Origin of the sequence: Pseudomonas sp. Q11 (genome assembly GCF_024494355.1) — a bacterium.
GTDB lineage: Bacteria > Pseudomonadota > Gammaproteobacteria > Pseudomonadales > Pseudomonadaceae > Aquipseudomonas > Aquipseudomonas hefeiensis.
In genome coordinates, this window is record NZ_JAKNQY010000021.1 from 23,929 (window position 1) to 48,440 (window position 24,512).

Consider the following 24,512-nt stretch of genomic DNA (forward strand, 5'->3'; position numbering starts at 1 on the left):
CGTTTCAAGCTTGTAACAACACAGCTAAGAACATCCTGCGCGAAACCTAAGAAGAATTTCTCATAAGACTTATGCCAAAAAAAACTTATGTGCTTGGAAAAAAGCGGCACATTGTTCAAAACGAAAGCCTTTGAATCTGCGGGTTCTGACGGATTTTAGGCGTCAATAAAAGTTCCGTATTCATTTTAAAGCGACGTGAAGAAGTGCTGGAAGGGCGAAATACGAGGCGGTTTAAAGCGACGGTTTTTTGTCATTGTGGCGAATAGCTAGCGCCTTTTTTACCCGCGAAGGCTGGCAGATTTTCCAAATTCCTAGCCGCCAACCGAGCACGAATTCTTCACCCAAACAGGTGCCGACCGCGGTTGGCAACGGAGGGAATGCACATGGCAGCGCTCATCGGTACCGTCAGCAAGGTGGTAGGGCAGGTTTTCGCAGAAGCGGTCGGTGGCCTGCGACGGCCTCTGGTTGAAGGCGATCGGCTGTATGCCGGTGAGCACCTGATCACCGGGGCCGAAGGGGCGGTGGCTGTTCAGTTGCAGAATGGCAAGGAGTTGACCCTGGGCCGCGGAAGTGACCTGACCCTGAGTCCGCAATTGCTCGCCAATCAGGCGTCTGCCGGCGATACGCCTGAGGCGCCGACCCCCAGCGATGCGCAGCTGACCGATGTGCAAAAACTGCAACAAGCCATCGCCGCCGGCGCCGACCCGACCCAGACCGGCGAGGCAACAGCCGCCGGCGCCGAGGGCGGTAATCCGGGGGGCGTGGGTGGTGGACACAGTTTTGTGTTGCTGGAAGAAGTCGGCGGGGAGGTTGACCCGCTGATCGGTTTCCCCACCGCCGGGTTCAACGGCATACCCGAGTTTCCAGAACTGCGTCTGGCCGGTGACCCGGATGACGGCGGCGACGATGCAATCGTGCCACCGGTAGACCCTGAAACCCCGGACAACCCCGTTACCCTTGATGGCCTGACCGTGGATGGCGGTGAGTTGACTGCCAATGAAGCGAACCTGTCTGACGGTTCGGCCAGCAATCCTGGCGCGCTGGTGCAAAGCGGCAGCTTCACCATTTCCGCGCCCGATGGGCTGAGCAGTCTGAGCATCGGTGGCATCAGCGTGATCACCGGCGGCGTACCCGCAGGTTTTCCCCAATCCATCACCTCGGCGCTGGGCAACACCTTGACCATCACCGGCTACAACCCCGCCACCGGTGTGGTCAGCTACAGCTATACCCTGACGGACAATGAAAGCCATCCCGCCGTTGGTGGGGCCAATAACATCAGCGAACAGTTCCCCGTCGTGGCCATTGATACCGATGGCGACACTGCCACCGGGACTCTGGACGTCAACATCACCGACGACGTCCCCCAGGCGATTGACGACAGCCACGCCAGCACCGCATCGGAAAGTCTGGTCACGCTCACCGGCAACGTCTTGCCCAACGATCACCAAGGCGCCGACCGCATCCCGACCGGCCCTGACAGCGGGCCGATCATTGGCGGCACGTTCACCGGCACCTACGGCACCCTGGTGCTGAACCCCAACGGCACGTACACCTACACCCTCAACACCAGCGACCCGCAATTCGTGGCGTTGCATGGCGGCGGAAGTGGCACTGAAACCTTCACCTACACCCTCACCGACGCCGACGGCGACACCAGCACTGCCAACCTGGTGTTGCAGGTGCACAACAACGACGACCCGGTGATCATCGAAGGCCTGGACACTGAAGGCGGCGAGCTGAACCTGCAGGAGAAAAACCTCAGCGACGGCACCAGCCCGGACGCTCCGGCACTGACTCAGAGCGGCACCTTCACCATCACCGCGCTGGACGGTGTGCAGACCCTGAGCGTGGGCGGCATCAACGTCGTCACGGGGGGTGTTGCAGCCGGTTTCCCACAATCCATCACCACGGCATTGGGCAACACGCTGACCATCACCGGCTTCAACGCCGCCACGGGCGTGGTGAGTTACAGCTACACCTTGCTGGACAACGAAGCCCACGCCAACGCCAACGGCGCCAACAGCCTCAGCGAACAATTTGCTGTCGTGGTCACCGACGACAACGGCACCACGGCCAACGGCAATCTGGACGTGAATATCGTTGATGATGTGCCTCAAGCCGTGGACGACAGCAACGCCGGCACTGCCTCGGAAACCAACCTGACTCTGACCGGCAGCGTGCTGACCAATGACACCGAAGGCGCTGATCGTGTGGCGTCCGGCCCGGTCACGCCCGGTACCTTCACCGGCACTTACGGCACCCTGGTTCTCAACGCTGATGGTTCCTACACCTACACGCTCAACACTGCCGACGCCGACTTCAAAGGCCTGCACGGCGGCGGCAACGGTAGCGAAACCTTCACCTACACCCTCACCGACGCCGACGGCGACACCAGCACTGCCAACCTGGTGTTGCAGGTGCACAACAACGACGACCCGGTGATCATCGAAGGCCTGGACACCGAAGGCGGCGAGCTGAACCTTCAGGAAAAAAACCTCAGCGACGGCACCAGCCCGGACGCTCCGGCACTGACTCAGAGCGGCACCTTCACCATCACCGCATTGGACGGTGTGCAGACCCTGAGCGTGGGCGGCATCAACGTCGTCACGGGCGGTGTCGCAGCCGGTTTTCCGCAATCCATCACCACGGCATTGGGCAACACGCTGACCATCACCGGCTTTAACGCCGCCACGGGCGTGGTGAGCTACAGCTACACCTTGCTGGACAACGAAGCCCACGCCAACGCCAACGGCGCCAACAACCTCAGCGAACAATTTGCTGTCGTGGTCACTGACGACAACGGCACCACGGCCAACGGCAATCTGGACGTGAACATCGTCGATGATTTGCCCACCGCCCATGCTGACTCCGGCTCGGTGGACGAAGGCGGGACGGTCAGCGGCAACGTCCTGAACAACGATGTGGGCGGTGCCGACGGACCCGCTGCAAGCGGTGCGGTGATCGGTGTTCGTGCTGGCAGCGACACCTCAACTTCGGCGGTTGGCGGACTCAACACCCAGATCAACGGCACCTATGGCTACCTGACCCTGGACGCCAACGGCAACGCCGTTTACCACAGCAACCCGAACAGCGTCAGTGCGCCGGGCGCTACCGATGTATTCACCTACACCGTGCGCGATGCCGACGGCGATGAAAGCACCACCACCATCACCATCGATGTCTACAACAGCGCCCTTGTCGCCGAAACCGACCAAGACATTACTGTCTACGAAAAAGCCCTGGACCTGAATCAGGATGGCCAGGACCTGGCCCCTGGCACCGTCACCGGCAGCGCGCCGAACGCTACCAGCGAAACCGCCAGTGGTAGCCTCGTCGGCTCGGTCACAGGTGCCATCGGCGCTGTGACTTTCGCCCTGGTGGGCAACGCCACCGGTACCTACGGTCAGTTGCTGCTCAACCCCGATGGTTCGTACACCTACACCCTGACCTCGCCAGCCACCACGGCACCTTCGGCCAACGATGGTCCGAATGTCCTGAGTGAAAGCTTTACCTATCAAGCCACCGATTCCCTGGGTAATACCGTCACCAGCACCATCGTCATCAACGTCGTTGACGACGTGCCCACCGCTCATGCCGATTTGGCTTCGGTGGTGGAGGGCGGCACGGTCAACGGCAACGTGCTGGACAACGATGTGCTCGGCGCCGACGGTGGCGCAGTGATCGGCGTACGCGCCGGCAATGACACTTCAAACCCTGCGTTGGGTGGCCTCAACACCCAGATCAACGGCGCCTACGGCTATCTCACGCTGGACGCCAATGGCAACGCCGTTTACCACAGCAACCCGAACAGCGTCAGCGCGCCGGGCGCGACCGATGTATTCACCTACACCGTGCGCGATGCCGACGGCGATGAAAGCACCACCACCATCACCATCGATGTCTACAACAGCTGCCTCGTTGCTGAAACCGACCAGGACATCACCGTCTACGAAAAAGCCCTGGACCTGAATCAGGACGGCCAGGACCTGGCCCCCGGCACCGTCACCGGCAGCGCGCCGAACGCTACCAGCGAAACGGCCACCGGTAGCCTGGTCGGCTCGGTCACAGGTGCCATCGGCGCCGTGACTTTCGCCCTGGTGGGCACCGCCACCGGTGCTTACGGTCAGTTGCTGCTCAACCCCGATGGTTCCTACACCTACACGCTGACCTCGCCAACCACGACCGCACCGGCCGCCAACGACGGCCCGAACGTGTTGAGCGAGAGCTTCACTTATCAGGCTACGGACTCCCTGGGCAATACCGTCACCAGCACCATCGTCATCAACATCGTCGACGACGTAGCCACTGCTCATTGTGATACTGCCTCGGTGGTGGAGGGCGGCACGGTCAGCGGCAATGTGCTGGACAACGACGTGCTCGGCGCCGACGGTGGCGCGGTGATCGGCGTCCGCGCCGGCAGCGATACTTCGACCTCGGCGACAGGTGGTCTCAATACGCAAATCAACGGCACTTACGGCTATCTCACGCTGGACGCCAATGGCAACGCCGTTTACCACAGCAATCCGAACAGCGTCGGCGCGCCGGGAGCCACCGATGTATTCACCTACACCGTGCGCGATGCCGACGGCGATGAAAGCACCACCACCATCACCATCGATGTCTACAACAGCTGCCTCGTTGCTGAAACCGATCAGGACATTACCGTCTACGAAAAGGCCCTGGACCTGAACCAGGACGGCCAGGACCTGGCCCCCGGTACCGTCACCGGCAGCGACCCGAGCGCCACCAGCGAAACTTCCAGCGGTAGTCTTGTCGGTTCGGTGAGCGGTGCCAGCGGTGCGCTGACGTTCAGTCTGGTGGGCAATGCCACCGGCGCCTACGGCCAGTTGTTGCTCAACCCCGATGGCTCGTACACCTACACGCTGACTTCGCCAGCCACGACGGCACCCAGCGCCAACGACGGCCCGAATGTACTGAGCGAAAGCTTCACCTATCAGGCCACGGACGCCTTGGGCAACAGTGTCACTGGCAATCTGGTGGTGAGCATCGTTGACGACGTGCCCACAGCCGTCGCGTCCGAACGTTCGGTGACGGCGGTGGAGATCGACTCGAACCTGCTGATCGTGCTCGATGTGTCCGGGAGCATGGCCGACCCCTCTGGTGTGCCGGGGCTCTCGCGGCTGGACCTGGCGAAACAGGCGATCAGCGCCTTGCTCGATAAATACGATGACCTGGGGGATGTGAAAGTCCAGCTCGTGACCTTCAGCAGCAGCGCCACCGACCAGACCTCCGTCTGGGTGGACGTGGCGACCGCCAAGTCGCTCCTCACCGGCCTGTCGGCGGGCGGCGGGACCAACTACGACGCGGCGGTGGCGGCGGCCAAGACCGCGTTTGCCACCTCGGGGCAACTGACCGGGGCGCAGAACATTGGCTACTTCTTCTCCGACGGCAAACCCACTACGGGCCAGGGAACCGGTGCGGCGGACGAAGCGGCGTGGAAAGCTTTCCTCGACGCCAACGGCATCAAGAACTACGCCATCGGCCTGGGCGGCGGGGTCAGTGACACTCACCTCGACCCGCTGGCATACGACGGCAGCACCCACACCGACACCGACGCGGTGCTGGTCACCGACCTGAACCAGCTCAACTCGGTGCTCTCCGGCACCGTGCAAGGTGTGCCGGTCACTGGCAACCTGCTGGGCGAGGGCGGCTCGTTCGGCGCCGATGGCGGGTTTGTCAAAAGCCTGGTGGTCGACGGCACCACCTACAGCTACGATCCGGCCGCCAACGCCGGACAGGGTGCGCTGACCGCCAGCGGCGGGGCCAACCATGGCACCTTCAATACCGCCAACAACACGCTGAGTATCGCCACCGACCACGACGGCACGCTGCTGGTGAATCTCGACACCGGCGAGTACAGCTACACGTCCCAGACGGCCACCAGCACATTGATCACCGAAACCATCGGCTACACCGTCAGCGACAACGACGGCGACCTGGCCAGTTCCAGCCTGGTGGTCAAGGTTCTGCCCAACAGCCCGCCCGTGGCGGTCGACGACAACATCATTACCAACGTTCTGTCGGGCAACATCGTGATCCCGGGGGAAATGCTGCTGGGTAACGACAGCGACGCCAACGGCGATCCGCTCACCGCGTCACCCACCAGTTTCAATACCGGATGGGTCGCCAAAGGTGCGGACTTCACCGGCAGTACCGGCACGGTCAGCTTCGCCGGTAACAACGTGCAGTCGATCAACCTCAACCGCGGCGCTTTTGTCGCCAATGCCGCGACCATGACCGCGGTGCTGGTGGTCAGCGGCGCACTGGGGATGGTGTCCAACCACAACGCCAACGATGAAGACCGGCTCAATATCAGCCTCAAGCAGGGCGAAACCCTCACCCTGGACCACAACCTGGCGGCCGGCCGCATTGCCCTGGAATACTCCCTAAATGGCGGGCCTTTCATCGCGATCACCGACGGCGCCTCGTTCACCGCGGCGGCGGATGGCAACTACCAGATCCACGTCACCAACATCGCCAATGGCAGTGGCGGCAACCCCAAAGGTGCGGAAAACTACCAACTGACCTTGACCGTCAACTACGCCGGCGCCCAGGACAGCACGCCGGATTACCACGGCAGCTACACCGCCAGCGACAATCACGGTGGCAGCGACAGCGCGGCGGTCGGCATCAGCTATCAGGCAGGCCACACCCTGACGGGCACCACCGGAGACGACGTGCTGATGGCCGGCGAGGGTGACAACATCCTCAACGCGGGCGACGGCGACGACATCCTCAGCGCCGGTTCGGGCAACAACACTTTGCATGGCGAGGCGGGCAACGACTTGCTTTATAGCGGCGCCGGCAACGACCTGCTCGACGGTGGCACCGGCAACGACACCGCCAGCTACGCCCACGCCAGTGCCGGGGTTACGGTGAACCTGGGCCTGTTGGCAGCGCAAGACACCTTGGGCGCCGGCATCGACACCCTGGCGGGCATCGAAAACCTGCTCGGCTCGAACTTCAACGATACCCTCACGGGAGATAGCGCCAGCAACCGCCTCAACGGCGGCCTGGGCGACGACGTGCTCAATGGCGGTGGCGGCGATGACGTGTTGATCGGCGGCCTGGGCAACAACACCCTGACCGGCGGCAGCGGCGCCGATACCTTCCAATGGCAAGTGGGCAACAGCGGCCATGACCTGGTCACGGACTTCACCCCAGGCCTCGACAAACTCGACCTGTCGCAACTGTTGCTGGGGGAAAACGGCAGCAGCGCGTCCCTGGACGACTACCTGCACTTCAGCATCACCGGCAGCGGCGCCTCGGTCATCACCAGCATCGACGTCAGCTCCACGGCCGGCGCCGCGCCGAACCAGACCATCGACCTGGCCGGCGTCAACCTCGCCAGCTACTACGGCGTCACACCGGGCGTGGACGGCATGATCGCGGGGGCGGATACGGCGACGATCATCAACGGGATGTTGAATGATCATTCGTTGAAGGTGGACACGGTGTGAGGTGAGCTGAAACAACAAACCCCGCCATGTCCAGTTTGGATGTGGCGGGGTTTGTTCATTTTGGCGAAGACAAATGTGTGGCCAGACCCACAGCTTTCTGAAGGCACACAGACCCTTGTGGCGGCTAACGTGGATCGACGTTAGCCAGCACCCGGTTTGCCAACAGTCCCCGAGTTGATGCAAACGATCGGTATGACGGCCCTCACTTCTTTTGACTTGCATTTAAGGCAGACCTGGCACCTGCTTTGACAACAGCGCTGTATAGCTCTGTCGTGTCGTCGGCTGCCAGCGTGCCGGCTACCAGCGTGTCGGCTGCCAGCTGAGGCGCATAGCGAGGGCGGAAGCCCCATCCCGCTGCCACACGGACCTGCGAGGCACGCCGCGTGGTTATACCGATTGAGCCATCGGAGTTATAAAAGTGCAGCGCTATTTCGCCGTCACCAGGCGGCCAATCGCCGTGCCCACTCACCCGGCCGTAGGCTATGACCGCCAGATCAGGGTCCCACATAGGATGAAAGTATTGCGCTGGATTTGGCAGCCTGCGGATGATCGCCTCCCGTAACCCCGAAATAAATGAAGGTCTGTATTCCACGGCGTGCACTTGTCCTACTGACCAACCCCATAGCGTTTGACCACTGGCGTATTCGCTCCGTGCCTCAATGTCCCATTTGTTGGAGACATACACCTGATAGGAGGCCACCTGGTTATTCGCATCGATCACGGAGATTAAGGTTTGTCCGTTGCGCTGGCCGATCACATCGCCATCGGTACTTCCTACAGTCGCTATCTGAGCGTTCGCCGACACATAGCGATACGGTGGAGTGCCGTCAGTCGGGGTGCGGGTGCGTCTGTTCCCGGGACCGTGAAAATTGGTTTGCGTCCACTGATACTCCGCCGGGGCGAAGACTTCCGTCCCATCAAGCACCATTATGCTGGGGTCAAGGATGATGGGCTTGACCACATTAAGGGTGCGCACGTTCGAGTAGACATTGCCGGTGTGGTAGAGCGACTTTGCATACAGGCGGCGAAAACCTGGCCCTACCGTTATCTCGAGCTTCCAAATGCCGGTCACGTTATCAGCGGTCGCCTCGCCCTTGGACACAGGGTTGGGGTCATTGCCTTCGAAAATTTCGACTTTCTGGCCTTTGCTGGCTTGGCCCGACAGTTTCAGGGTGGTGCTGGTGGTGCTGGTGGCTTCCGGAATCTCAACATCGTCGGCGTCCTTGACGCTGTCGAGGGTCGGAGGCATCAGCGCAGGGTCAAGATGAATATCCAAATGCTTAATGGGCGACTGGTTGGAGTTGCCCAATTGGTCCGTCACCCGGTACTGAATCAACGTGTTGGGATTATTACCCGCCTGTTGGAAGGTGTCGGTGAACAGGGTCTTCACTACCGGTATCGAGGCGTCGGCTACCTCAAACGGAACGGTTACATCCCCCACTAGAAAGCTAATGCGGTCGTAGTTTCGCGGGTTGGCATAGGCAAACCGGAACTCCACCCCTTGCGCCGCCCGCTCGACGCTGACGCCATCGTTGATGACGTCGGACGGGATCACTAGATCCAAGCCCTCCGGCGCCGGGTCACCTGGGGCGCGCAGGTGATACAGGACACGCAAGTCACTGGAGGGCGCGGTGTTTTCACTGGGACGGGTCACTTTGTAATGCAGTCTGTTGACCCCGTGAATCAACTGCCCATGGGGGATGTACAAGCGTATGCGATCCCGCTCCTCCCCCACTGCTATGGTCTTGCCGGCCACGGGGGTTGGATCGTCGTTGAGGTACAGTCCGACGCGATCATCCGCCGCCATTGTCCAGGACTGGCGCTGGAGCTCTGTCCAAGGCTCAATCAGACATTCGAGCCCCAGGGGCTGACCGTCGTAAAGACTTTTGGGGATGCCGCAATCGGCGAGGCCGTCCGGCTTCACTGGCTTGATCCAACCCGGAATGATGACGGGGTAGAGTTCGAACAAAGCGTCCAAGGTAGAAGATTGGATATCCATCGGGTTCTCCTGGCAGGTGACGGGGCGTGAGCCTCTTGGGCACGGTTATCACACGCCAAACCGAGGCAACTGCCTACTGTCAGAACTTACAGGGGAGGGCTGGTTTATGACGAGCGGTGGGGGTGGGGTTGGCTGATGCTCCCCGGAGCTGCCCGCAGTACAGGCTCCTGTGGCGAGGGGATTTATCCCCGTCCGGCTGCGAAGCAGTCGCCAACCGGCTGGCAGGGTTTACCTGTTGCACTGCGGCGCCTGGTTTTGGGGCTGCTGCGCCACCCAGCGGGAGCAAGCTCCCTCGCCACAAAGAGAAGTGGTGAATAGGCTAACGCGCATCGACGTTATCCAGTGCCCGGTTCGCCAGCAATCCGCTCATGGCATTGGCCGAGGCCGGGGAGTGGACTTCATGCCTCCACGGCCATCAGTGCACTTGCATGATCGGATTCTTCCACCGAGATCTGTTCGTTGAATTTGTCAGGTATCACGGCCCACCGCCGCCCGGCATCGGCAATATCCGCAGACCATGCGCGATCACCGCCAAAACCTGGGTTGCCGTTATATGACAGCAAAAGCATGCCCCACACCGATAAGGTAGGAATGGTTCCCCCTTGGGAGTGCGCGTAGTTCCAGCTATCCCAGAACGCTCCTCGTGTTGGATTGACTCTACTGACCATCCAGACATTGGCGACGATGACGCGATAGGAGGCGCTTTGGCCGGATGAGTCGCGCACCGTTATCGTAGCGGTGCCCCGTCCCTTCGATATGACCCGCGGATGCGCCTCTGAAACCACTTCGGCAAGGGCTGGGTTGCTAGATGTGTAGAAGTAGGGCTCTAGACCTCCTGACGGTACTCGATCCACGTACGCGTTCGTGGGTGGATTCGGTGGTATGGCTGCTGTTCTAACATGCAGCCCATTGAGATAGCTGTCAGAGGTGTCGATGGTCAGACGCTCCACCACCGTAAATCTCCAAGGCGGCGACACGGGATTATTATCCCGGTAGATCGCCCGGGCGGTGAAGCTGTGACTCCCTAGGTCGAGCCCGCTCAGGGTGTCATGCCACAAGCCGCGGGCATCGACCTCGACTGTTTTTTTGTAGTCATCGTTGTCGAAAATTTCGACCTTCGTGTTGGGCGTTGCTTCGCCAGTCAGCTTCACGGTGGTCGCGAAGGTGTAGCCGCCATCGGAGATGGGTGTGTCGCTGGCGTCCTTGACCGACGTGATGAGCGGTGTATCAAGCACCACGGCCTTGATCGAGTATGTGCGCAGGGGAAAGGCAACGGCCGTGGCGACCTCAGGGGACTTGTCGAAGGTCACCTCCAGCACGAGGGTCAGGTCGGAACGATCGCGCAAAAGTTGTAGCTGGCCTCGCGGAACCGACTTGAACAGCCCCGCCCCCACTTCACTCGCAGTCACGCCCAAGGCAGTTTGCAAGGTGATCGTATGCTCCGTGCCGTCGCTCTTGGTACCCTCGCAGCGCAGCCATACTTTCTGGTCGAGGGCAATGAGCGGCCAGGGATCAACCATCAAACTGGCGTCACCGGTAAAACTGGCCAGATCAAGTTCGAGGCCTGTGCCAGCACCGACCGCTTCGAGGATCAGCGGTGTCGGCAGATCGCCCTCGGCGATGTGGTGCACGTTGAGCAGGAACGGGTCGGAGGTCGTGGCGGTGGCGCGCTTAGTCCGCGTGACGGTATAGGTCACCGTCACCTGCTTGCCAAGGTTGAAGGCCAGGACCTCGACCGGCATCGGTACCTCTTTGTCACCCACGATGCCGACTTCCTCGGCAGGGGTGGTATGGGAACCAGCACCAGGCGTCCCTGTCCAGGTCACGCTCAGCAGGTCGCTTCCCGACATGCCGTCATATTGCTCCACCACCACGGTCAGCTTGTCTTTTGCATCCACCGGGTCGAGGATGTTGCCATTCGCTTCCTTGACGCTGGGCGGAGGCAGATCCAGTCCCCCTTCCCCGATGACGGTGGCCCGGGCGATTTTCGAGGAGCCCACCAGTACCGTGTTTCTGAGCAACCGGTAGGACGCCTGCACCGTACTGCCCGGGATGACCTTGTCGTTGGGGATCGTCAGGACGCAGGCCTTTTTCTGCCCGAGTTCATCGGTTTCAACCGTCCCCGTCGCGGGGACTACGACATCCGGCTGACCAGCGACCTTCGTGACATAGGTCGCCTCCACCGTGTCCCCAGGCAGGAAACGCGAGTCGCCGGTCAAGACGATCAACAACAACGGGTTGGCACCTAGCTTTTCGAGATCGATGGTTGCCGGGTCGTCAGCAGCGTCACTGGCGATTTCCCTTGGAATCGGCTCCGGCAATCGTTGGCCGGCCTGGTCCACGTCCACGGTGTGCACGGCTGACCAGGGGGCGTCGGGGTCCGGGGCGTTGTTGAGCTGGTCGTTGACGGTGAAGGAAAACCTGAATTCGGCATCGTCCCGCAGGTCGGCGCTGGTGACATCGAAACACACCGTGGTCGGTGCCGCCGAGCCATGGGCCGGCGGCGCGGGAGCTTCGGTGGCAGTGACGGTGTGATACACGTCATGACCGTTGCAATTGAGCCGGATGCGATCATAGGCCCGGCAATACGGGTAAGCCACGCACACCGTCGCTCGGGTGAAACCGGGGCCCACGCCGTTCTTGATTTCGTCTGGCAGCAGTAACACCAACTCGGAATGCGCATTGTCGCCGGGCGTCGTGTCCTCGATGCCGGGGCGGATACTGTTGTAGAGAATCTCCAGGGGGGGCTCCGATGTCCCCAGATTCTCACTGCCGCGCATCACGGTATAAGTCAGCCGATTGACCATGCCCGCTAACAATTTGGCGTGCGGGATGTACAGCGTGACCGTGTCATCAATGCCTTGAGTCTGGCGGTTGTCCAGCGCCAGTTCGCCATTCAAGTTGATCGAGACTGTATCGCCTGCGTCCTGCCCCAGATAAGGACCAACGTCCACCGCACACCCCATGGGTTCCAGGTCATAAATATGCTTGGGGACGCCGTAATCGGCGCCTTGCACGGGGGTTGTGGCGCGGGGCAGCCTGGGCGGGTACAGCACCAATACGGTTTGATCGGCGGTGGTCGATGGGTCGGTCATGATGCGCCCCTCTTCATTGGAATGTGATGGACTTCAGGTCGCTATCACACCTTGGGCGCCGGGGCTTGGCTACTGTCAGAACTTACAGGTGAGGGCTGGTTTAAGACGAATGGTAGGGCGACTGATTGAATGCAAAAACCTGGCTGGAAACGGTGTTCTGCCGCAGACACAGCGGGGCAGGTTTCAGGGCTTGCGCAGTGTCTTCTGCCTGAGGATATAAACCGTCACCAGCACCGCACTGGTCAGCATGAACGCCCGTGCCCACGGCAGGGGTACCAGGTAGCAGGACAAGAGGATGCTCGCCCACATCAGCCCGATGGCATACACCTTGCCCTTGAGCGGGATGCCGTTGCCGCTGAGGTAATCAGCGATCCAGGGACCGAGTCGCGGATGGCCCACCAGCCAGCGATAGAAGCGTGGCGAGCTGCGGGCGAAGCAGGCCGCGGCCAGCAGCAGGAAAGGGGTAGTGGGCAATACGGGAATGAAGATACCGATGACCCCCAGTACCACGCTCAACCAGCCAATGGCCAGCAGGGCGTAGCGCAGGATCAGCGGGCGGTTGCCGATGGGCGCAGGCACCCGGTGGCTCAGTGGTGGCGCGGCTTGAGGATCGCCGGTTTCTCGTCCGGGGCGTTGCACAGCAGATACAGGGCGGTGAGGGCTTCAGGGATCTGCACGATCATGTCGTCCATCAGGTTGGCGTCGGCGGCGATGTCGGAAAACTCCGGTTGCTCGTCGAACAGACCGGAACCGACCATGATCGGCAGCAGCATTTCGCTGACTTCTTCTTCGGCGGTTTCGAACCAGGCGGCTTCGCGCAGGAACACGCCCTCCATGAAACCGATGCACCAGCCACGCAGTTCCGAATCGTCCGGGTCATCGCCCAGGTCCAGCTCGCATGGCAATTCGAATTCTTCGTCGGAAGCCAACTGACGGGCGATGTGGGCCTTGAGCAACACCAGCGTGGTTTCGATTACCTCGCGCTCGGCTTCGTTTGCGTAATGCGGCTCTTCGGCGAACAGCGCGTCGATCCACTCACGCTCTGGCACCTGTTCGGAACAGATGGACAGGGCGGTCAGGTAGCCGTGAGCGGCCACGTAATCCAGCGCCTCTTCATGCAGCTCATCGGCGTCGAGGAAGACTTGCAGGCGGGTCAGTTGCTCAGCGAAGGACATTACAGGCTACCTTGGGGAATAAACAATGCGGGAATTCTAGGCCTTCTTGAGCGCCCAGGCCAGCCGCGTGGCGTATTTGCCTCGACTTGGGCCCATGGGCGGGCCGCGATACCTGTAGGAGCTGCCGAAGGCTGCGATCTTTTGATCTTGATCTGTTGGTCGTTCGCTTTAGATGCAATTGGCTGGGGAAAGATCGCAGCCTCGTTGCACTCGGCAGCTCCTACAGGGCGCATGGCGTGCAATCGCCTGATTGCTCACCTCTTGTCAGCATCACCCTTCACAACGAAGCCCTCGGGTATACTGCCGCGTTTTGTGATGCCCTGCGGCGTCCCGCCGGTTCGAAACGCGCACTTACGATATACCGGTGCAGCGTTTTTGATTCTGAACCAGCCTTGCAGGGATGTTTCGGTGATTTTTGGAGTTTTTATGCTCGAACAGGCTCAACGCGTCCTCAAGGACATCTTCGGCTACGACAGTTTTCGTGGCCGCCAGGGTGCCATTATTGAGCGCGTGGCCAGCGGTGGCGATGCCCTGGTACTGATGCCCACCGGCGGCGGCAAATCCTTGTGCTTCCAGGTGCCGGCGCTGTTGCGTAATGGCCTGGCGGTGGTGGTTTCGCCGCTGATCGCTTTGATGGACGACCAGGTTGCGACCCTTGAAGAGCTGGGGGTTGCAGCCGCTTCGCTGAACTCGACCCTGAGCGCCGAGCAGCAGCGGGACCTGGCGGCGCGCATCAAGCGCGGTGAAATAAAAATGCTCTACCTGGCTCCGGAACGCTTGGTGCAGCCGCGCATGCTGGCGTTCCTGCAGAGCCTGGAAATCGCCCTGTTCGCCATCGACGAAGCCCACTGTGTATCCCAATGGGGCCACGACTTCCGGCGCGAGTACCTGCAACTGGGGCAACTGGCCGAACTGTTTCCCGATGTGCCACGCATCGCCCTGACCGCCACCGCGGACAAACGCACCCGCGAAGAAATCGTCGAACGCCTGCACTTGCAGGACGCCGAGCGCTTCCTCTCCAGCTTCGACCGACCCAATATTTTCTACCGCATCGTGCCCAAGGAGCAGCCGCGTAAGCAGTTGCTGGCGTTTATTGCCGAGCGGCGCAGCGATGCCGGGATCGTTTATTGCCTGTCACGCAAAAAGGTCGATGAAGTGGCGGCGTTTCTCTGCGAGCAAGGTTTTCCGGCGTTGCCGTATCACGCCGGCCTGCCCAATGACCTGCGGGCCTACCATCAGAAGCGCTTTCTCAATGAAGAAGGCCTGATCATGGTGGCCACCGTGGCGTTCGGCATGGGCATCGACAAGCCCAACGTGCGTTTCGTCGCACACCTGGACCTGCCCAAATCCCTCGAGGCGTATTACCAGGAAACCGGGCGTGCCGGTCGTGATGGCTTGCCGGCCGACGCGTGGATGGCCTACGGCCTGCAAGACGTCGTAATGCTCAAGCAGATGCTGCAGAACTCCGAAGGTGACGAGCGCCACAAGCGTCTGGAGCAGCACAAGCTCGACGCCATGCTTTCGCTGTGCGAAGAAACCCGTTGCCGGCGCCAGACCTTGCTGGCCTATTTCGACGAAGACATGCCCCAGCCTTGCGGACATTGCGACAACTGCGTCGACGGCGTGGAAACCTGGGACGCCACCGAACCGGCCCGCCAGGCGTTGTCGGCGATTTATCGCACCGGCCAGCGCTATGGCGTGGGGCATCTGGTGGACGTGTTGCTGGGCAAGGACAACGAAAAGGTTCGCAGTTTCGGCCACCAGCATCTTTCGGTGTTTGGGGTGGGCAAGGCGCGCTCGGAGAGTGAATGGCGTTCATTGTTCCGCCAGCTCGTGGCCCGCGGTCTGGCCGATATCGACCTGGAAGGCTACGGCGGCCTGCGCCTGAGTGCGAGCTGCCGACCGTTGCTCAAAGGCGAGGTCTCCCTTGAACTGCGCCGTGATCTCAAGCCGGCAACGGCGATCAAGAACAGCAAGAGCCAGGCCAGCCAATTGGTGCGCGGCGAAGAGCGGGACCAGTGGGAAGCCTTGCGCGCCTTGCGTCGCAAGCTGGCCGAAGAGCATGGCGTGCCGCCGTATGTCATCTTCCCTGACTCGACTCTGCTGGAAATGCTCCGCAGCCAACCCACCTCCCTGGCGGAAATGGCCCGGGTCAGTGGCGTGGGCGCGCGCAAGCTGGAGCGTTACGGCGAAGCCTTCCTCCAAGTGCTGGGCGGCGAGGCCGAGGCGCCGAAAGTGGTGGCCGATGTTCGTCACGAATTGATCACCCTGGCCCGCGCCGGCATGACCCCGTTGCAGATCGCCGGGCAACTGCAATGCTCGGAAAAGAACGTGTATACGATGCTGGCCGAGGCCATCGGCAAGCAGCAGTTGTCTTTGGAGCAGGCATTGGACTTGCCCGAGGAACTGATGGGCGAGGTGCAGGACGCGTTTCTGGACGGCGAGGGCGAGTTGCCACCGGTGTCCGAGGTCGCCGCACTGTTTGTCGGTCGGGTTCCGGAAGGTGTCCTCTATTGCGTCAGGGCTGCGTTGCAGTCGGAATTTGAAGTCTGATCAGTGAGTTAGTGCCTTTAACGATTCGCTACAGGGTAAACCTTGCCTGAATCCGAAGCTCATGCTTAGCTGACTAATAATTAGTTTTTCTCTATTTCAGATCTGATGAGTTTTTTTATGCCGTTAACCGATCAACACCGTTTTGGCATGCAGTTGGCGCAAATGTCTCGAGGCTGGCGTGCCGAGCTGGATCGTCGCTTGGCCGGGCTGGGTCTGTCCCAGGCGCGCTGGCTGGTGCTGTTGCACTTGGCCCGTTTCGAACAGGCACCGACCCAGCGCGAACTGGCCCAGAGTGTTGCTGTCGAAGGCCCGACCCTGGCCCGGTTGCTCGACAGCCTGGAAGCCCAGGGGCTGGTGCAGCGCCAGGCCGTGGCCGAGGATCGTCGTGCCAAGAAAATCGTGCTCTGCGCCCCGGCGCTGCCGCTGATCGAACAGATCGAAACCATTGCCACGCAACTGCGGCGGGAGCTGTTCGAGGGGGTCGATGAAGCCGACATGCGCGTGTGCATGCGGGTCCATGGCACGATTCTGGCCAATCTGGAAAAATCCTGAGGCATATCCCTGGCGTCAGACTTTTGAGATTCGGCGGTTCGCGAACTATAACCAGTACTTAGGCGCTCAGTCTGGTAATCAAAAGGGATGCCCATGCTTGTAAGTTTGCAGTTCACGTTGCGCAGTTGGGTCAACGTGTTGGTAGTCGTGGCAGCCATGGGATATTCGGCGTTGGCATCGGCGCTGGGGCTTGGGGAGATCACCCTCCATTCCGCTCTGAATCAGCCGTTGCGGGCCGATATCGCCCTGGTCGATGTGGCCGGGGTAAGTGAAGGGGATTTGTCGGCCAGCCTGGCGAGCCCGGACGATTTCAGCCGTGCCGGCGTGGAGCGGGTGTTTTATCTCAATAACCTGCGCTTCACGCCCGTGCTGCGCGGCGAGCGCAGTTACATTCGGGTCACCTCCAGCAAACCGGTGGAGGAACCCTTCCTCAATTTCCTGGTGCAGCTCAATCAGCCCAACGGGCGTTTGCTGCGCGAATACACCGTGCTGATCGACCTGCCGGGCACGCCGGGTATCGTGCCGGCTCGTGACGAATCTTCCGCCGCAGCCCAGGCAACACCTGCGGTCAAGCCGCCTGCCGCTACTCAAGGCAAGCGCTACACCGTCGTGCAAGGGGACAACCCGTGGGCCATCGCCAAGCGCCTGCATGACGCCGGCAGCAACGCTTCGGTCAATGAGCTGATGCAGGGCATCCAGGCCCTGAACCCCGGTAGCGATCGGCTTTCCGTGGGCCAGCGTTTATTGCTGCCCGATTCGGCGATGCTGCCATCATCGGCAGAATCGGCTGCCGCCCCGGCCCCCGCCGTGTCCGACGAGCAACTGGCCGCCAACGTGCTGCAAAACGAGCAGCAACAAAAAACCATCGAGCAACTGCAGGCGCTGCTTCAATCCCAGGACCAAGAAATCGCGAGTCAGCGCAAGCAGGTCAGCGAGTTGCAGACACAACTGGCCGAGGTCACCCCAGCCCCTGTGGCATCTGCACAGCCGGAATCAATGCCTGCCGCACCCGCACCGGCGGATGACGTACAACCGGTTACAGAACCAGTCCCGGAGCCAGAAGAGGGCATTAACTGGCTGTGGGTGACGGGGCTTGCCGGGCTGTTAGGATTGCTTGTGCTGTTGCTGTTGCTTCGTCGTCGCCAGCAAGAACAGGCCGAAATGGAGCCAATGCTCGAGCGTCCTGAACCGGTGCTGGATGACGACACCCAAACCTATGCTTCGAGCGCCGACACGGAACAGCCCGAGGCCGCCACGTCGTTCAGTAACGGCGATGCACCTTTGGGGGACGTGCTGGAAGGGGTCGGGATTTACCTGACCTACGGTCGTTTCACCGAAGCGGCGGGATTGCTGCGCGCCGCGTTACTGACAGAGCCCGCGCGCACCGACCTGGGCCTCAAGTTGCTGGAAGTGTTGGGCAAGCAGGGCGATACCATCGGTTTCCAGGCCCAGGAACATCATTTGTTGGCGCAGGGCATCGACGTCAGGACACTTGAGGAGATCCGCGGGCGTTATCCGAAGGTCGCTGCGATGGCCGCACCGGTGGCGACAGAACTTCAGGCGCCGGCCCCTCTGCCTGAAGCAACCCGTGTGTCCAGTGATGAATTCGAGCTCGATCTGGATGCGCTGTCCATGGAAACCAGTTGGGACCTTGCCGAGCCCCAGGACAGCGCCACTGAAAAAACACCTGTTGCACCCGAAGGCTTTGGGGACTTGTCGCTTTCGAGTTTCGACGCCCCGGACCTGCAGTGGAGCGCGCCATCGGAAACCGAATCGTTGGACGATGCGTTTCTCGACGGGTTTGCCGATGAAGAACAGTCGCTGGAACTGCAGCCGATGACCCTCGAACCTGCCCCCCAAGAGCCTCAGACACCGGAGTACTCCGACAAGCTGGAGCAGGCGCAGAACTGCATCGACGACGGTGATTTGAAAACTGCCGTCGCACTGCTTGAGCAGTTGCTCGAAGAGGGTAATGAGCCTCTCAAGCAAACCGCGCGGGTGCTGCTGGCGGGGATTCGCTGAAGTCCTTTATTGATGTGAGCCTACCGGCCCCTTCGCGAGCAAGCCCGCTCCCACAGGGGGGTACGGTGAACGCCAATGCTGCGCCCGACACGAAACCAATGTGGGAGCGAGCTTGCTCGCGATAGCGGCGGCACAGTCGACATCATTGCAACTGAACCACCGCGATCGCGAGCAGGCTCGCTCCCACACAGTAGCTGTTGCGGATACAGGGGTGTGTCTACGCCACCCCTTGGTTTGTTGCATGGCCATCAAAACGTCTGCCCCAGATTCAGATACACCGCCTGCTCATCATCATCGTTAAACCCATAGCTGAAATTCAGTGGCCCCAGCGGCGTATCAAATCCCAGGAAAATACTGGCGGCATTGATGTAGCCGCTGTCGAACTCATTGTCGTTGTTCCACGCCCGGCCCCGTTCCAGCGAACCGCCGATGTACAGCGGAAAGTCCAGCGGCAGGTAGGCTCGCGGTGTGAGCCTTCGGTAATACACGGCGCGCATCAGGCTCATGTTCTGCCCGGATATGCCGTCTTCACGAAAGCCTGACAGCTGCCGCGCGCCGCCGAGTACAAAGCTTGAGGTCACCACTTCGGCGGTGTCCAGGGTGCGGCCGTAACGCCCGCCGAGGATGAAGGTGTCCGGGCCGCGGCTCAGCGCCTTGTCCAGATTGAGTTCCCATTGGCGATAACGCTGGTCGGAACCCAATCCCGGCTCATACTGGCGCCAGGTCAGGCCGATGTCTTCGCCTTCATGGGGGAAGTACACATTGTCGAAGGAGTCGAATGAGTATTTCAGGTCGTAGAAGCCTTCATTGAAGCTTTCGCTGGGCTGGTCGTGATCGCCAATGCGTACATCTGCCTCGCCCCAAGCCTGGCCGACACCGAAACGGATTTCGCCGCTGTTGCCGATCTGCCGGCCCAGGTTCAGGCCAAAACCATAGCGTTCGACGCGGTACTGGGCCACCGGGTCGTTGTCCTGGATGGATTCAACGTTCCGGGATTCAAACTGCCCATAGGGTGCGATGAAATAGCGCGAGCCGACATCCAGTGGTTGATAGAACTCGCTGTACAGCTCTTGCTTGTCGCCGATCTGTGCCCGGGTCAGCCACTCCGCACCCAGGCGATTGATGCCATTGACCCGATAGCTGGCGCCGAGGTTGAAAGCACTGTCACCACGCATGTCGTCCGACAGGCTCAGCCCCAGCCGCAGGTAATCGGTGCCGGTGCGTTTGCCCCGGGCACTGATGACCAGCGTGTGGTCCGGGGCCTTGTGCACGACGCGGTACTGCACCTGCTCGAAGTAGTCCAGGCCGTACAACGTACCCATATCGGTTTGCAAGCGACCCAGGTCCAGCGGCTCGCCGATTTGCTGGCGAACGTAATAGCGAATCACGTCGTCACCGACTTTTGAGTCGTTCTCCACGCGAATGGCGGTGATGACCGGTGTGCGCTCGCTCGGGGTTCGCGCCGCCATGAGCTCGGGGTCGTCCGGCTCCGTGGGGCGCAAGTGCGCCAGGCGGGCCTCGAGTATTTGGGTGGCCCGGTAGCCGGCGTCGATCATTTCCTGGGCGCGGCCGAAGTCTGTGGCGCCGAAACTCGCCAGGGCCGGCTGGATCAGCACATCGTCTTTTTTCAATGTTGCCAATTGTTCTTCGGAGTTGCGTCGGGTCATCAACGTCGTCGACTGGTTCAGGACGTCGATCACCGTGACCAATTGCTTGCGGGTGCTCAGCGGCGTACCGATGTCCACCACGATGGCCATGTCGACACCCATTTCCCGGGCCACATCCAACGGGATGTTGTCGGTCATGCCGCCATCCACCAACAACCGGCCGTCCAGTTCCACCGGCGCGAACACCGCCGGGATCGACATGCTGGCGCGGATGACCTTGGGCAAGTGGCCCTTGCGAAACACCACTTTCTCACCGCTGGCGATGTCGGTCGCCACGGCGCGGAAAGGGATTGGCAGTTTGTCGAAGTCCCGTGTGTCGCTGGCATGGGCCAGCAGGCTTTCGAGCAGCAGGGCCAGGTTTTGGCCCTGGATGACGCCCAAGGGCAGGCCGAGGCTGCCGTCATCACGAAAGCTCAGTTTCTGTTTCACCAAAAAGTCCCGGTCATCCTGCTTGCGCCGGAACGGCACATCCTTGCGCGGCGGGGCGTCGGACAGGGCCTGTTGCCAATCGATGCCCAGGGCGAGTTTTTCCAGCTCGTCGATTTTGTAACCCGAGGCATACAACCCACCGATCACTGCGCCCATGCTGGTGCCGGCGATGGCGTCGATCTGGATGCCTTGTTCTTCCAGGGCCTTGAGTACACCGATGTGGGCCAGGCCCCGGGCGGCGCCGCCGGACAGTACCAGGCCGATTTTCGGACGCGGCGCCTCGACGGCGGGCTCGGTGGCATGGCCGAGCAGGGGCAGCAGTAACAGAAGCAGGCAAGGCAGCAGGCGGCGCATCGTCAATCTCGGGGCGGGCGATCAAAGGCAGGTATTATAGCGATGCCTTTGCCCCCAGGAGTTCACCCGCAATGACCGAGCACAAACCGGAAGTCGTCATCACCTATTGCACGCAATGCCAGTGGCTGCTTCGCGCCGCCTGGCTGGCTCAGGAGTTGCTCAGCACCTTTGGCGACGATTTGGGCAAAGTGTCGTTGGTGCCAGGCACCGGTGGAGTGTTTCACATCAGTTGCGACGGCACGCAGATCTGGGAGCGCAAGGCTGATGGTGGTTTTCCCGAGGCCAAGGTCCTCAAGCAGCGGGTCCGCGACCGGATCGACCCGGAGCGGGACCTGGGCCACAACGACCGGGTTCAGTGAGACGCGGCTTGGGCGCCTACCCCCGGTTTCTTGCTGCCGCCACTCAGTTGGCTCGACACCACGATCGCGACGATGATCAGCGCGCCACCCAACAACATGCGCAGGGTCGGGTTTTCATCGAACAGCAACCAGGCCATGGTGATGCCATAGACCGGCTCCATGGCAAACACCACCGCTGCGGTACGAGCCTTGATGACTGCCAGGCTGGCGACGAACAGGCTGTGGGCCAGGCCGGTGCAAAACACCCCCAGCAGGGCGATCCACAGCCAGTCGACAGGGCGCACGTCAATCAGTTGCGGAGCTGCCATGGGCAACAGGCAAAACCCGACCACCAGGTTCTGGCACAAAGCGGCCTGTACCGGCGGCACCCGTGCGGAGCCGGCGCGGTTGACCAGTGAAAGCAGGGAGAACAGCAAGCCCGAAAGCACGGCCCACAGCAGGCCGGTGGTGGCACCGCTGGCCAGGTCGAAGTGCGGCGTGACCAGCACCAGACCGATGCTCACCAACACCACCAGCAGAATTTCATTGGCGCGGATCCGCTCGCGGAAAATCAACCCTTCGAGCAGCACCGTGAAGGCCGGGAAACTGGCAAAGCCCAACGTGGCGATCGCCACGCCGGCGACTTTGACCGATATGAAGAAGCTCACCCAGTGTCCGGCGAGCAATAGGCCGCCCAGCAGCAAGCGTCGAACGTCTTGTACGTGGAGCTTGTGCCAGCGGGCGCTGCTGGCAAAACGGGCAAAAACCGCCAGGGCCAGCACAGCGAATACGGCACGACCGAACACAATGACCGCTGGCGAGGCGGCGGCGAGCTTGCCGAACACACCGGTCAGGCCGAACATGAGTGCGCCAATGTGCAGGGCGCCGAGGGCGGTACGGGGAGTCATTGCAGTCCTTGTTCAACGGTTGAGCGTCAGGGTATTGAACCCGTTGCCGGCCGTTCTTGTCTGTCGCGATCCTAGCGGTTTTTAGCGCGAAGCTAGCGCTGGCGCCGCAGCTTGCCCGGTGAAGCGCCGAATTCGCGCAGCACGGCGGCGGCAAAGGCACTTTGCGAGCTATAGCCGACCCGATGGGCGATTTCGCCGATGGGCAGTTGTGAATCACGCAGCAGTTCCACGGCCTTGTGCAAACGGCGACTGCGGATGTAATCCATCGGGGTTTGCCCGCATTCGGCGACGAAGCGTGCATGCAGGCGGGCGCTGGAGAGCCCCGCGACCTGGGCCAGGTCCGCCACTTGCAGCGGGTAGGCGGCATACTGGTCGATGTGAGCGTTGAGCGCCGCATAGGGCAGGCGCCGGCCACCGACGGTGTCCTGGCCAGTGCCATTGAGGCTGGCCAGGAGCAGCACCGCCCCTTGTTGGGCGATCACCGGGTCGTCCACCGGACTGCCCGCCAGCCAACTGACCAACTGGCTTTGCCCCGCATCCAACGGCTTGCGTGCGGTGTTGTCGAGCAATCGGCGACTGGCGTCGGCGTGATCACCCAAGGCTTGCCCGATCCAGTCGTCGCCCGGTACATCCAGCACCAGGCAACGGCTGCCGCGGGGGCTGCCGCAGGCGTGATGGGCGCCGGCGGGTATCACCACGAAGCTCTGCTGAACGACCTGGCTGCCACAACCTTCGACCTCGAAATCCAATAGACCGGACAACCCGAACACCAGTTGGGCGTGGTCGTGGCTGTGGACAATCAGGTCGTGGCTGTACTGGCGTAGCGTGAGGATCGGTCTCATCGCGGTCTCCCGGGGCAGGCCGTCAGCATACACCGAGGCCACGGTGCTTCGCGCTGTCATGTAACCGACTTGTGTTTGTCATGGGGTATTAACCGCAGGGAGGCAAAGTGGCTAAAACGATCAGAGGGTTGCCCATGACCAGCGCCGAGCTCGCCAGACCCAGCCGCAAACAGCGTGTTCGCACCCTATGGATTTCCGATGTGCACCTGGGCACCCGGGATTGCCAGGCCGAGCATTTGTCGCAGTTTCTCAAGGGCTATCACGCCGACAAGATCTATCTGGTGGGTGACATCATCGACGGCTGGAAGCTGCGCGGCGGCATATACTGGCCACAGGCTCACACCAACGTCATACGTCGCTTGCTGACCATGAGCAAGCGCGGCACCGAGGTGATCTACGTCACCGGCAACCACGACGAATTCCTGCGGCGTTATTCCAAGCTGATCCTGGGCAATATCCAACTGGTGGACGAAGCGGTGCACGTCACTGCGGACGGCCGGCATTTGCTGGTGATCCATGGCGATCAGTTCGATGTCATCACCCGGTACCACCGTTGGCTGGCATTCCTTGGCGATTCGGCCTACGAGTTCACCCTCACGCTGAACCGCTGGCTCAACCATTGGCGGGCCCGTTATGGCTACGGTTATTGGTCGTTGTCGGCGTACCTCAAGCACAAGGTCAAGACGGCGGTCAGCTTCATCAGTGATTTTGAAGAAGCCATCGCCCATGAATGTGTGAAGCGTGAGCTGCACGGCGTGGTGTGCGGGCATATTCACCATGCCGAGATCCGCAGGGTAGGCGAGGTGGAGTATCTCAATTGTGGCGATTGGGTTGAATCGTGCACGGCGCTGATCGAACACTGGGACGGGTCGATCGAGTTGTATCGGTTGGCCGATGCCCAGGCGCGGGAGGCGTTGATCCAGGCTGAGTTGAAAGTCACGGAGCCGGCGTAAGCCGATCTGGCGCCATCGCGGGCAAGCCTTGCTCCCACAGGTATTCACAGCCTGTGAGAGCAAACACAGCCTGTGGAAGCAAGCACTATCTGTGAGAGCAAGCACAGCCTGTGGAAGCAAGCACTACCTGTGAGAGCAAGCACA

Annotated in this window: 13 protein-coding genes; 6 read left to right on the forward strand and 7 right to left on the reverse strand. The window is 61.3% G+C overall.

Going from position 1 to position 24,512, the window contains the following annotated elements; genetic code table 11:
• Window positions 1-383: 383 nt before the first annotated feature.
• A complete protein-coding gene (locus MA884_RS20270) occupies window positions 384-7,481 on the forward strand; it encodes a retention module-containing protein (protein ID WP_256232156.1) in 7,098 nt (2,365 codons plus the stop codon).
• Between the two features lie 202 nt (window positions 7,482-7,683).
• Here the strand turns inward: MA884_RS20270 and MA884_RS20275 are convergent, their stop codons facing one another.
• From MA884_RS20275 to MA884_RS20290, 4 genes are all read right to left on the reverse strand, one after another.
• The gene (locus tag MA884_RS20275; RefSeq protein ID WP_256232157.1) at window positions 7,684-9,480 is read right to left on the reverse strand and encodes a hypothetical protein; all 1,797 of its coding nucleotides are present in this window, start codon (window positions 9,478-9,480) and stop codon (window positions 7,684-7,686) included.
• A gap of 398 nt (window positions 9,481-9,878) precedes the next feature.
• On the reverse strand, window positions 9,879-12,575 hold the full coding sequence (locus MA884_RS20280) for a hypothetical protein (RefSeq protein WP_256232158.1): 2,697 nt from the start codon (window positions 12,573-12,575) through the stop codon (window positions 9,879-9,881).
• A 183-nt stretch (window positions 12,576-12,758) separates the two neighbouring features.
• Entirely contained in the window at window positions 12,759-13,154 is a 396-nt protein-coding gene (locus MA884_RS20285) for a YbaN family protein (protein ID WP_256232160.1), read from the reverse strand.
• Between the two features lie 8 nt (window positions 13,155-13,162).
• A complete protein-coding gene (locus MA884_RS20290; protein ID WP_256232162.1) occupies window positions 13,163-13,750 on the reverse strand; it encodes a YecA family protein in 588 nt (195 codons plus the stop codon).
• Between the two features lie 426 nt (window positions 13,751-14,176).
• On the opposite strand from MA884_RS20290, the gene recQ reads away from it, so the two are divergent.
• From recQ to MA884_RS20305, 3 genes are all read left to right on the forward strand, one after another.
• Window positions 14,177-16,303 (forward strand): DNA helicase RecQ, encoded by a 2,127-nt coding sequence (gene recQ, locus MA884_RS20295; RefSeq protein WP_256232164.1) that lies wholly within the window; start codon window positions 14,177-14,179, stop codon window positions 16,301-16,303.
• A 117-nt stretch (window positions 16,304-16,420) separates the two neighbouring features.
• Entirely contained in the window at window positions 16,421-16,855 is a 435-nt protein-coding gene (locus MA884_RS20300) for a MarR family transcriptional regulator (protein ID WP_047226202.1), read from the forward strand.
• A gap of 93 nt (window positions 16,856-16,948) precedes the next feature.
• Complete coding sequence (locus MA884_RS20305; RefSeq protein ID WP_256232165.1) at window positions 16,949-18,877, forward strand: FimV/HubP family polar landmark protein; 1,929 nt, start codon at window positions 16,949-16,951, stop codon at window positions 18,875-18,877.
• Window positions 18,878-19,125: 248 nt separating this feature from the next.
• Here MA884_RS20305 and MA884_RS20310 read toward each other — a convergent pair whose 3' ends face one another.
• Entirely contained in the window at window positions 19,126-21,327 is a 2,202-nt protein-coding gene (locus tag MA884_RS20310) for a patatin-like phospholipase family protein (protein ID WP_256232166.1), read from the reverse strand.
• Between the two features lie 71 nt (window positions 21,328-21,398).
• Between MA884_RS20310 and MA884_RS20315 the strand changes: the two genes are divergently transcribed.
• Window positions 21,399-21,686 carry a SelT/SelW/SelH family protein gene (locus MA884_RS20315; RefSeq protein ID WP_003199006.1) on the forward strand — a complete coding sequence of 96 codons (288 nt, stop codon included), beginning with the start codon at window positions 21,399-21,401 and terminating at the stop codon, window positions 21,684-21,686.
• Here the strand turns inward: MA884_RS20315 and MA884_RS20320 are convergent.
• Complete coding sequence (locus MA884_RS20320) at window positions 21,680-22,573, reverse strand: DMT family transporter (RefSeq protein WP_256232168.1); 894 nt, start codon at window positions 22,571-22,573, stop codon at window positions 21,680-21,682. The genes MA884_RS20315 and MA884_RS20320 overlap by 7 nt on opposite strands.
• Before the next feature lie 92 nt (window positions 22,574-22,665).
• Window positions 22,666-23,415, reverse strand: coding sequence for an AraC family transcriptional regulator (locus MA884_RS20325; protein ID WP_256232170.1), 750 nt, complete (start codon window positions 23,413-23,415; stop codon window positions 22,666-22,668).
• Window positions 23,416-23,549: 134 nt separating this feature from the next.
• On the opposite strand from MA884_RS20325, the gene MA884_RS20330 reads away from it, so the two are divergent.
• The gene (locus MA884_RS20330) at window positions 23,550-24,368 is read left to right on the forward strand and encodes a UDP-2,3-diacylglucosamine diphosphatase (RefSeq protein ID WP_256232231.1); all 819 of its coding nucleotides are present in this window, start codon (window positions 23,550-23,552) and stop codon (window positions 24,366-24,368) included.
• Window positions 24,369-24,512: the final 144 nt, after the last annotated feature.